Origin of the sequence: Natrinema limicola JCM 13563, assembly GCF_000337475.1 — an archaeon.
In the GTDB taxonomy this organism is placed as follows: domain Archaea; phylum Halobacteriota; class Halobacteria; order Halobacteriales; family Natrialbaceae; genus Natrinema; species Natrinema limicola.
The window spans coordinates 71,832-82,382 of sequence record NZ_AOIT01000033.1 but is presented as its reverse complement, the minus strand read 5'-3'; the positions used below and the strand labels follow the sequence as shown (position 1 = coordinate 82,382).

8 protein-coding genes are annotated in these 10,551 nt (G+C 56.2%); 4 read left to right on the top strand and 4 right to left on the bottom strand.

Annotated features, from left to right (window positions below):
- Window positions 1-562 precede the first annotated feature (562 nt).
- Entirely contained in the window at window positions 563-997 is a 435-nt protein-coding gene (locus C476_RS08265) for a hypothetical protein (RefSeq protein WP_008011800.1), read from the bottom strand.
- A 1,571-nt stretch (window positions 998-2,568) separates the two neighbouring features.
- Between C476_RS08265 and C476_RS08255 the strand changes: the two genes are divergently transcribed.
- Together C476_RS08255 and C476_RS08250 are read left to right on the top strand one after the other, a co-directional pair.
- Window positions 2,569-3,186: a glycosyltransferase family 2 protein gene (locus tag C476_RS08255; RefSeq protein ID WP_008011794.1), complete on the top strand. Its 618-nt coding sequence runs from the start codon at window positions 2,569-2,571 to the stop codon at window positions 3,184-3,186.
- Between the two features lie 99 nt (window positions 3,187-3,285).
- Entirely contained in the window at window positions 3,286-4,131 is an 846-nt protein-coding gene (locus C476_RS08250; protein WP_008011792.1) for a TrmB family transcriptional regulator, read from the top strand.
- Window positions 4,132-4,170: 39 nt separating this feature from the next.
- Here C476_RS08250 and C476_RS08245 read toward each other — a convergent pair whose 3' ends face one another.
- Genes C476_RS08245 through C476_RS08235 form a run of 3 tightly spaced genes read right to left on the bottom strand, consistent with a single transcriptional unit; the run spans window position 4,171 to window position 7,427 of the window.
- Window positions 4,171-5,157: an NAD-dependent epimerase/dehydratase family protein gene (locus C476_RS08245; protein WP_008011789.1), complete on the bottom strand. Its 987-nt coding sequence runs from the start codon at window positions 5,155-5,157 to the stop codon at window positions 4,171-4,173.
- On the bottom strand, window positions 5,147-6,151 hold the full coding sequence (locus C476_RS08240; RefSeq protein WP_083857045.1) for an NAD-dependent epimerase/dehydratase family protein: 1,005 nt from the start codon (window positions 6,149-6,151) through the stop codon (window positions 5,147-5,149). The genes C476_RS08245 and C476_RS08240 overlap by 11 nt, the downstream gene beginning before the upstream one ends.
- Before the next feature lie 16 nt (window positions 6,152-6,167).
- On the bottom strand, window positions 6,168-7,427 hold the full coding sequence (locus C476_RS08235; protein ID WP_008011785.1) for an NAD-dependent epimerase/dehydratase family protein: 1,260 nt from the start codon (window positions 7,425-7,427) through the stop codon (window positions 6,168-6,170).
- Between the two features lie 312 nt (window positions 7,428-7,739).
- Here C476_RS08235 and C476_RS08230 point away from each other — a divergent pair, with 312 nt between their 5' ends.
- Entirely contained in the window at window positions 7,740-10,181 is a 2,442-nt protein-coding gene (locus tag C476_RS08230) for an MFS transporter (protein WP_008011784.1), read from the top strand.
- A 124-nt stretch (window positions 10,182-10,305) separates the two neighbouring features.
- The gene (locus C476_RS19640; protein ID WP_275039675.1) at window positions 10,306-10,431 is read left to right on the top strand and encodes a hypothetical protein; all 126 of its coding nucleotides are present in this window, start codon (window positions 10,306-10,308) and stop codon (window positions 10,429-10,431) included.
- The last annotated feature ends 120 nt before the right edge of the window (window positions 10,432-10,551 follow it).

Below are 10,551 nucleotides of genomic sequence, written 5' to 3'. Positions count from 1 at the left end.
GTAGACGACGAACAGTACGAGCGGTTGAAAGAGATCAAAAACAAACGCGGTTACACCTGGAAGGGGCTGATGCTCGAAGGTGCGGAAGCGTTGGACACCGGGGAGCCGTACAGGGCGAGTCGAGACACGAACGAACGCGATTCCTCCCCGTCGTGAACAACGGGGTTTCCTCGCTACCACAAGATGAGCGAGCGACGTTGCACTTTCCACCATCGAGATTACGATGATTGCAATCCCGGTAATGCCAGCGCGGACACCGACCGTACGTGCTAGTTGCTCGCCCCATGCAACTGTCCGTTCGAGCGAGAGCACTATCGCGATGAGCGCCATTTTCACTGCGGAATTCGAGGTGATCCACTCGCGACTCTATTCATTGCGTTCCTCGGAGGCTACTCGGAGCGGCTTGTTCAGCGGTCGCTCGACAAAGCAGAAGAGATGGTAGAAAAGTCTGACGACGAGCGTCCGGTTCACCCCAGTGGACGAGTGCCGAATGAATAACGCCCGAACGAATCGGTCTAGTAATCAACACCATTAAAGAGCTATTTGGAACCCTCGAGCCACATCAACTGCTCGTAGCGGCGACAACCAACAAGAGAAGAAGCAGTACCTCGCTCAGCGCGACGAGGTGTAAAGAGGCTGTCTCAGTAAGGGTGGTCCGACTACGCAACACTGTGGCCAGCATGAATGTCGTGACGGCACCGAGAAAGCCCAGGATCGATCCGAAGACGCTCGAGAGATACTGTGCGCGGACGGCTGGCCGGTCAAGTGTGTAGTGGAACGCGAAGAGATCGACCCAGGGCGAGTCGTGGACTGTGCGCAACTTGATTTCGTAGACCGGCGCGATGTGATGGATATCGGGTCCCAGGCCCCAGAGGCCACCGAGTGCAACGAGCCACAGCGGTATCCACGGTGCCAATCGGTATCGAAGAGCAATCGGTATTGTGAGCAACAACAGGAGCGATGCGCCGACGAGGAAGTGAGCGATTGCAGGTGCCATCGGTTTGTACCGGTCGTGTGGCCGGTCGACAGCTGTTGGCTTCAGTAGGAACCGTGTAACTGCCAGGGTTGAATGATGGAGAGTAGTCTCGAGGGAATCAATACAGTCCAGGACGCCGCCGGACGAGGTAAGTCGGTTCCTACCTGAAACGCGAGAGTCCCTGCTGTTTACCGAAAGCGAAGGAGGGAACTCATCGTTTACAGTAGTTGCTGAATCTAGCTGTGAATCATTGACTTGGAAAGTACTGTGAAGGCGGAATAGAATATCAATGAATGTGAAAATCGTAGGAAATCGTCCGCCCAACTGATCGGTTAGAGGGCTTCCGACCAGATCCTGCATCTGCGAAGTCACTGTGGACAGCCATCGTCTTCGGATACTTTTCCTAGACTGTCCCCACTGATAATTGTCGAAGACTGCTCGAGAGGTCAACTCAAGGCTAACCACCCTCCAAACCAACCGCACGCGTGATGGTTAGGTAGTGTGTGCTGAGAGATTGAGCCTCTCTCGAGGGAGTGTTTTGCTCGGTGTTCGCTCAAGCTGATCGCCGTCGACAGCGATCTCGTGATGATCGACGGTCTCTGTGAAGAGGTGAGTGCCTTTCTCGAGTTCTCGGGCCTGAAGTTCCTCGATCCGCTGTTTGTTCACGCCCGAGCGCTTGCGTGCGACATCTGTGAGTGCGTCGAGCGAGTGGTCTCCTGTTTACAGTTGTCGAGACGATCACGAAGGCATTCGTTTGTCTTCTGGAGGTCCGCTTTCTCAGTTTTTCGAGACCCTCGAGTTCGTCTTGGGTCTGTTCAAGCTCGTCCTCGAGCGTGTCGACGCGCTCGGTGAGTTGTCTGTTTTGTTCTTGGCAGTGCTCAATCGTTTGTCCGAGTGCGTAAATATCGACCTCACTGCATTCGGGAAGACGACTTATCCGTGTCGCCTCCGCTCAGGCGAAGTTGAGCGTGGGATGACTCGGTTTCTTTTCTGTCGTCACTGACAAACGAGAGTTCCTCGAGATACACGATACCGACCTCTCGTCACTGAGACTCGCAGAGTTCGAACTCGATGCGTGCCTACGCGTACTCGCATTCAGATTGTGGTTCGAAGACGGACTTCCGCATCGGGCCATGGACTGGCGTCCACCGAAGGGGGAATCCGTCTTTCATCGGTCTAGCTGCTCGCAGATTTCGCAGTAGGCGCTGAGGATTAGGACGGCAATCAGCATGGTTATATCTCTGAATGCGAGCGTCTTAAGTTGGGGAGGCAGTGACAAAGAGCGGTTCAGTCACTTGACCGTTAACGAGGAACGGACCAGAACTGAAAAATACAAGTGCGGCCCCCTACAGAGCTGGCCAACTGCAGCCGCGCGCCCACTGGCGGCAATAGAGGTGGCCAGCACACGGCCAATGATCGAGATTAAGAGTAGGTTCCTCATCGAGGGTATTGACGAGGAAGTTAAGGAGCCGACCTTCGTGGAATTCACTGTCTGCTTGCTGCTTTTTGCTAGATACATTTGCAGTAAGCAGATGTTCTAACTAACTGGCTTTGTGGGGTACTGATAATATGATCATACCAAGATATCTATTATGGACGAGGTTACCGTCGTCGTTCCAGCGTACAACGAGGCTGATCAGATTGGGCCGATAGTTCGGGAGCTAGTTCAGACGTATCCGGTTCTCGTAGTAGACGACGGATCGACCGACAGTACTCCATCTGAAGCCCGTGCTGCAGGGGCGACGGTGGTCGAACAACCACAGAATAAGGGCTATATCGCTGCACTGAAACGAGGATTTCAAGAAGTCTCATCAGAACTTATCGTTACGTTTGATGCTGACGGAGAACACCGTCCAAGTGATATCGAGACGCTCATCCAACCGATCAAGCAAGACCGCTTGGACCTCGTCCTCGGGGCAAGAGCAACAATCCCGCGCCCCTCTGAACGGTTTCTCAATAAGCTGACGCGGTTGAAGGTCGATGTGCAGGATTCGGGCACTGGACTTCGTGCTCTTCGTCGTACTCTCGCTGTTGATCTCGACCTCGATACGGCGTGTACCTGTGGAACATTCGTCTTGGAAGCAGCTGCGAAGGACGCCAGAATCGGAGAGGTCCCGATTGAAACACGGACGGTTCAGAAACCACGGGGAGTTGCTTGGCAGCACGGTAAGCAATTCTTCCATGTCTTGCGACACCTTTTGTTCGCCTGATGCGCTCGGACCACCGTGTGGATCCAGGATTAAACGGCTGAACCACCAGCGGTTCTTCAACCGGGAGTTTGACAATGTTTGCTAGCAGTTCCGTGGAATATGACTACCGACGCTGAGGCGGTATTTGAGCAACTCGAGCTAAAGGAGTATGAGACGACAGCGTTGAAGCATATACTGACACTTGGGCGAACGACAGCCCCAAATCTTGCCGAGGCGACCGGTATCCCGAAGGCACGTATTTACGGAATTCTCGACACACTCGCCGATCGAGGCTTTATCAAAATCATTCCTGGCCGTCCGAAAGAGTACCAACCAAAGCCACCTGCAACAATTCTTTACCAGGCGAAAGAAAACAGACGGCAGGAATACGAAAAATTCTGTGCAGATCTCGAGGCTGCCCGAGAGCCATTTATCGACCGGTTCCAGCCACTGTACGAGCAGGCAAGCGACGATATTACTCCTGCTGACGAACTGTTCTATGTTGTTTCTGTGGGTGAGCCAAGCGAGCGCGAAACGAAATCGCTGTATCGCGATGCAACGGACAGCGTCTACGTTATCACGAAAAGCTTCGAGTACTTCGATGCTGTCGAACCAGCGATACAGGACGCACTAGATCAAGATGTATCGATTCAAGCACTCTTTCTCCATCCCCGCCACCTCTCAGCGACGAATCAAGAGATACAAAGTACAGTTCTGGACTACGTAACTGACAAGTATCCCGAAATAGCGATACGGTTTAGTACCGAACTGCTGCCATGGCGCGGGACACTGATTGACCCGAGTATGGACTACGAGACGGGTCAGGCAATCGTCCTCGTCGAAGAGAAGGATGTCCCGCTCCATATGCGGCAAGCCGCAGTCACCGAGAACGGCTCGTTCGTTGCCGGACTACACCGATATTTCGATCTGATCTGGGAATACGATAGCGTCGGCCAAATAGAGTGAGACGGCTGCCGAACCGTATCTCACCCTACGCGAAATAGGCTACTCTGTCGTCTCGTGCTTACGGATGAGTTGTCTGATCGAGTCTTCGACGGTGAACTTCGGTTCCCAGCCAAGCTCGTCGTGTGTTCGTGTCGTATCAACAGCGAACTCGTCGACCAATGTCTCTCCAGCTCGCGGATTCTCAACGAGTTTGATTTCGGGACTCCGTCCGAGTTCTTCCTCAGCGATTTGTGCAACTAGTTCAGCCGTCTCGTGGACGCTCGGATCCTCATCGGTCGCAAGTGCATACTTGTCGACCCCAGTATCACCCCGCTCGAGTTGACTCTGGAGTCGTTCAGCACTCCGAACGTACGCGCGGGCGATATCTTTGACGTGGACGAAGTTCCGTGACTGGGTGCCGGGCTCGTAGACGGTCAGGGGCTCACCAGCAATGGCCCGATTGACGAAGAAGTTGATCACAGTCCCTTTCGAGACGGTCTGTGATCCAACCTGGTGTTCACCGTAGAGATTCGATTTCAGATATAGGTGAGCCGGGAACGCTCCATCAGCGAGCGTTTCGATCGCTTGCTCGCCAAGAACTTTGCTCCGTCCATACCAGTTCAGCGGGTCACGGGGATGTTCAGTCGTTATCGGGAAGGATTGAGGGTCACCGATAATTGCCATACTCGCAGGGAAGATCAATCCAGCACCCTGTTTGCGACAGAACCACGCAATAGTATTCGTCGCATTGACATTGACCTCGTGAGTGAGATCAGGGTTCGTTTCACAGTCATCAACGCCGCTGAGTGCAGCGAGATGCATGACGATATCGGCACCATCGAGTGCTTCTTCCAACCGTTTGTCATCACGGATATCAACGTGCTCAACGGTTACATCACCGATCTCTCGAACTGTACCCCGGTAGAAATTATCGATCGCCGTGATAGACCAGTCAGGATGCGTCGCCTGAAGACGGTCAACGACTCTGCTTCCGATGTATCCTGCTGCACCGGTTACTGCGATCGTTAGTTCGTCGTCAGTCGTCATTGTTCTTTATAGGTGTCAGTGGTTGTCTCTCGGCTGTGTCCATCGCCTCGCCAAATTGCGATTCAGCGGTGAATCGCGTTGCTAAGTCGCGGACGCCATCGCGAAGCGTCCACTGTGGCTCAAATCCGGTTGTAGCAAGCCGGTCGAAGTTGACGTGATACGACGGACCAGGATTCTGGTCTTCGAGATACGTCAACTCGAGGCCGGTATCCAACTCATCACGGACGATCTCGGCGATCGTCTCGATGCGGTAGTTCTGATCGTTTGAACCAACGTTGTACACGTGCTCTGACCAGGCATCTGGCTCACAGGCGGCCTGATAGTACGCTCGTGCGGCATCGCGAACGTGAATGAACGGCCGCCAGTTACTGCCATCTCCGTAGACTGTCAACGGACGATTCGTCAGTGCACGGAAGACGAAATGATTGACGACGAGATTGAACCGGATCCCAGGTGCATAGCCGTAATTCGTACTCATCCGGAGCGCAGTTCCGGTGAATGCTCCCTCATCAACGTACTCCTTGAGGAGGGTTTCAGCTTCGTATTTCGTCTCCGCATACGGATTGAGCGGATCGGGTTCAGTCGCTTCGTCGAGATCGGTACTGGCCGCTCGGCCGTAGTTGTTACACGAAGAGGCGAACACGACACGGTCCACGTCGACTTTCCGTGCAGCGTTGAACACATTGCGGCTTCCCTCGAGATTGACTGCCCGCGTCTCCTCGACGCGATCGTGGGTGCTCTCAGCACCAGTGATCGCGGCCAAGTGGATGACGCGGTCAACGGTCCGCATGGCGGTTTCGACATCGCCGTAATTACGGATATCGCCACGGATGAACTCGAGGTTGCCGTCGAACTGCGCAGCCATGAGGTTCGCTGGTGAACCGGCCGCGAGCGAGTCGAGGACAGTGACCCGGTTGATGCTCTCGTCGGCCTGCAGCAGGGGGATGAGGGCACTGCCGATATAGCCACACCCTCCCGTAACGAGGACGTGCATTCCGGCTTCGTCGCCGTCAGTTGGCATCGGGGGTGGGTTCAGCCTCTTCGGCAGCGTCGCCTTCGTACGAGAGTTCGGTTTCGTCGGCAGCGTCGCCTTCCTTTTCCCAGTCGTCGAGTACGCCTGGCAGGAAGCGGTCTTCGTGGGCGGTGATCGTCTCTTCGTACTCGACAAGCGTCTCGAGCACGTCGCGAACTCCTTCGGTAAAGTCCTGACGCTGCTCGCCGATTAGGTCCATGTAGCGGTCGTTTTCGATCTCCATCTTGTGAGTCTCGTCCTCGTCACGCGGGTTCTCGAAGTGTTCGACGGAGACGTCGAGATCGAACTCGTCGCCGACGTCGGCGATGGTGTTGGCCATCTCGACGATGCTGATCGCGCGCGTGACCTGGTTGTAGACGACGTGGTCATCGGGGCGCTCGTCCGGATCGCTAAGCGCGAGGCGCGCGAGTCCTTCGACAGCATCCTCGAGGCTGATGAATGGCTTTCGCTGCTCGCCTTTGCCGTAGACGGTCGTCGGATAGCCAGCGATGGCCTGTGCACAGAAGCGGTGGGCGACGACGCCGAAGTAGTAGTCAAAGTCGAACCGAGTGGCGAGGCGTGGATCAGCAGCCGTTTCGGCGGTCTGTGTCCCGTAGGTGATCGCCGTGCGGACGTCCGAGATCGGGATATCGAACTGCTTGTGTGCGAGACGCATGTTGGCGGCGTCGTGGCTTTTCGTGAGGTGATACCACGAGCCCGCCATCGCGGGGAACGGCACGTCGTCGCTTTCGCCCTGGTTTTCCATTGTTGCCCCGCCTTCGGGGATGGGGAACTCCGGCGCGCCGTAGACGCCTGTCGTGGTCGTTTCGATGAAGTGGGTGTCGGTCAGGTCGTGTTCCTCGAGTCCCCACAGGAGGTTGCGCGTCGCCTGCAGGTTGTTGTGCTGCGTGTAGTTCGCGCGCTCGCCGTTGATCTGGGAGTATGGCGCGGACGGTTGGGCTGCCGTGTGGACGATAGTGTCGGGTTCGTGGACCTCGAGAAGTTCGTCGACGAACGATTTGTCGGTGAGGTCACCTTCGACGAACGAGAGGTTGTGGAGGTCGTGGACCTCTTTTGCGGCCTCAAGGCGTTCCTCCGGTGTTGCGATCGGCGTTGCACTCGTGCTTCCGACCTCTTCGACCCATTCGCGGCGGGCGAAGTTGTCGACGCCGACAACGCGGTCATCAGTCTGCGCAGCGATGCGGAGCGCGGTTGGCCAGCCAATGTAGCCATCGGCACCAGTAAGGAGTATCGTCATCTGTTACTCAGATTCTGAATGACTATCTCACTTGAAAAGCCTTGTTATTCCGATATATGGCGAGCGTGAAGTGTACAATGAGACGGGTAGAGGCGGATGGCCAATATTGCACTGCTACGGGGGACATGGTACAATCAATCGGCGACTTATAAAAATTATTAAATATATTAGTTTAAATTAATTTATAACAGAATTTTGCGTACCTCATAGCAGTGATCGTTGACAGTCAAGCATAGCTAAGATATATCCCATCCGTCACTCAGGTACGCAGAACGAAAGGTCCATGTGCGATAACTGTTACACTCTTTCTGAATGACGGCCGACGACCTCGAGACAGTGCAGGAATTTCTGGACGATCGATCCGACGGGGAGACTGTCCTTGAGGCCGTCCTTGCAGTTGACGCCGACTATGGGGCTTGGACATTCGATGATATCGATCTTGATTCAGGAACCTTCGGGGAACTCGTCTCGCGTGGCATCGTCGAGAACGTCGACGGTGGGTATCGAGTCGCAGATCGGGCAGTCATCGAAGCGGCATTGGCAGGCGAGGAACTCGAGGAGTCCGGGGCCAAAGACGACTTTACAGTCGATTTCAATCGGTTCTGGAACGGTGTCGATCTCCGCGCATTAGGTGCCTTGTTCGGAGCACTACTAGCCGTCGCTATAGCCAGGATGACGGCGTATCAGTCAGTCTTTCAAAATGGATACGTCGTCTCGCCGGGGAACGATCCGTATTACTTCCGGTACTGGATGGAGAACCTGCTCGAACAGTCGTCAGGACCTGCGGACTACGAGGTTCTGGTAGAGCCAGCGGCCGCTCGGCGGCCGCTCACGCATGCAACCAACTGGTTCATCGCCGAGGTACTCGGCGGTGGCCAAGGAGCGGCCGACACGGTTGCAGCATGGCTGCCCGTCGTCGCCTCCGTTGCTCTCGGACTTGTGATTTACAAGCTCACCGTCCTGTTGACGCGCGACGTTCGTGTCGGCGTTGCGTCTGTTCTCGTCTTCGCCGTAACACCGATCCACGCGGTCTACACGGGGCTGGGGTTCATCGATCACCAACTTCACCAGTACTTCTGGCTTGGGATTACACTGTTGACGCTGGCATGGCTCGCCGTCGACCTCCAGCGGCGACTCGAACACGGTTCAAACCTACGTGCAAGCGTACGAGAACACCTTCGAACGCCGCTGACGTGGTTTGTCGCCCTCGGATTCGGACTCTCGATCGCAGCCGGAATTCACGCCTGGGGCGGCTCGCCGCTGTTGTTGGTGCCGCTTGCAGGATACATTGCGTTTCGAGTCGTAATGGACGCTCGAGCGGATGTCTCGCCGGCACTTGCAAATCTTCCGCTGCTCGTCGGACTGGCCATCGGGAGTTGGATTTCGCTGGCCTTACACCACCGCTGGGGCTGGCATGCGGAGTTCGTCGCGACCACGCCGTTGCTGGTACTCGGTGGTGCAATCACAGTTGTCACGCTTGGTGAACTGTGGCGGCGTCTAGAAATCCATCTCGCAGGACTATTCGCACTTGAGGGAATCGTCGCGGCTGGTGGCCTATACGCGTTCAAGCAGCTGGAGCCGGAGGAGTGGGGTGAGGCGATGGCACGCGTTGATGATCTCCTCTTCCGCGAGGGGATAACCGAGACGCTGTCGCTGTTTTCGACAGAGTATGCCGTCTTCTTTGGTCCGATGTACCAGCTCGGCATGGGATTTTACGTTGCCCTGCTCGTGCTCGGCTGGGTCTTCTGGCGTGTCTCTCGGCGGTATGATCCTGGTTGGCTGATTATCGGTACCTATGCGGGATATCTGCTCATGCTCGCGGGAATCCAGGTGCGCTTCGCCGGTCAGCTCGCGATTCCGCTGGCCGTGCTCACGGGTCTCGGTTTCATCCAGTTGCTTTCGGTGGTCGAACTTGCTCGAACACCAGTTCCATTCCAGGATTCGGAGGAGTTAGTCAGCGGATTCCAAGATGGTAGGTCAGTCGCCGCCGACGGCGGCCGATTGCTCGAGCCGTCGATTGTGCTGCCGAATGGGCGCCCAGTCGGCTACCTGCTCGGTGTCGGCCTGCTCGTGTTCGGGCTGAGTCTTATTTACGTGCCTGGCCTGACAGCGGACGTAACGCACAGTGAGGCACAGGTCGAAGCGATGGGTGCGATCGACGACCACGCCGAAGCAGTGAACCAGACCTATCCTGAGAACTATGTGTTGAGTGAGTGGGGCGACAACCGAATGTACAACCACTTCGTGAACGGCGAGTCCCGAAGCTACAGGTACGCACAGAAAAATTACGGAGAGTTCCAGGCCAATTCCGATCCGGATAGCTGGTTCGATCGGTTCGACGACCGGGTCGGGTACGTCGTCGTGACGGCAGTCGACGAGGATTCGCCGGCCGCGAGCGCGCAGGCGCAACTCCTCAAGGAGTACGGTGTAGGTGGGAATGGAACCAACGGGCTGGCGCATTATCGGGCGCTGTTCGTCGACGACGAGGTTGCGACGTTTGCTGTGGTGCCGGGCGCAACGCTCGAAGGAACCGGCGAGCCGGGCGAAACCGTGACCGTAAGTACGGCGACGTCCGCCGATGGTGAGTCGTTCACATACGAACGCGAGAAGAAAGTGGGAGACAACGGTCGCTTCGCGGTGACGGTCGCATATCCGGGCGCGTACTCGGTCGGCGACGATCGCGTCGAGGTGAGCGAAGAGGACGTGACGAACGGTTCGACTATCGAACTCGAGTCGGAAGGCGAAGACGAATAGCTATCGGATTTCCCCTTCGTACTGGATCCTATCCCGCCGCTGAACGAGCCGTCGTCCTCGACGATGAACTGACGTAGCCATCGCATCGGACTTCTCGTCAAGCGTCGCGGCTTCGCTCCAGTTGGTGACGACCTCGTCACACGACAGCCTTTCCGGGACGTTCGTCGTCTTCGGGGTGACTACCCACCCCGTCCCCGGCGATGATCTCCGACGGCCACTTGAGGAACACATCATCTGCCATCCAACCTGACAAACAACCACAGTCGTGGTGTGAAGCGGGTCGTTCCCTGAGACGCCGGTCTCTCTTGAGGTTGATGGTTATCCGCTGTCCCGGTTATCCGAGGACGGCAGCTGTCACTGGGGGCTTCCT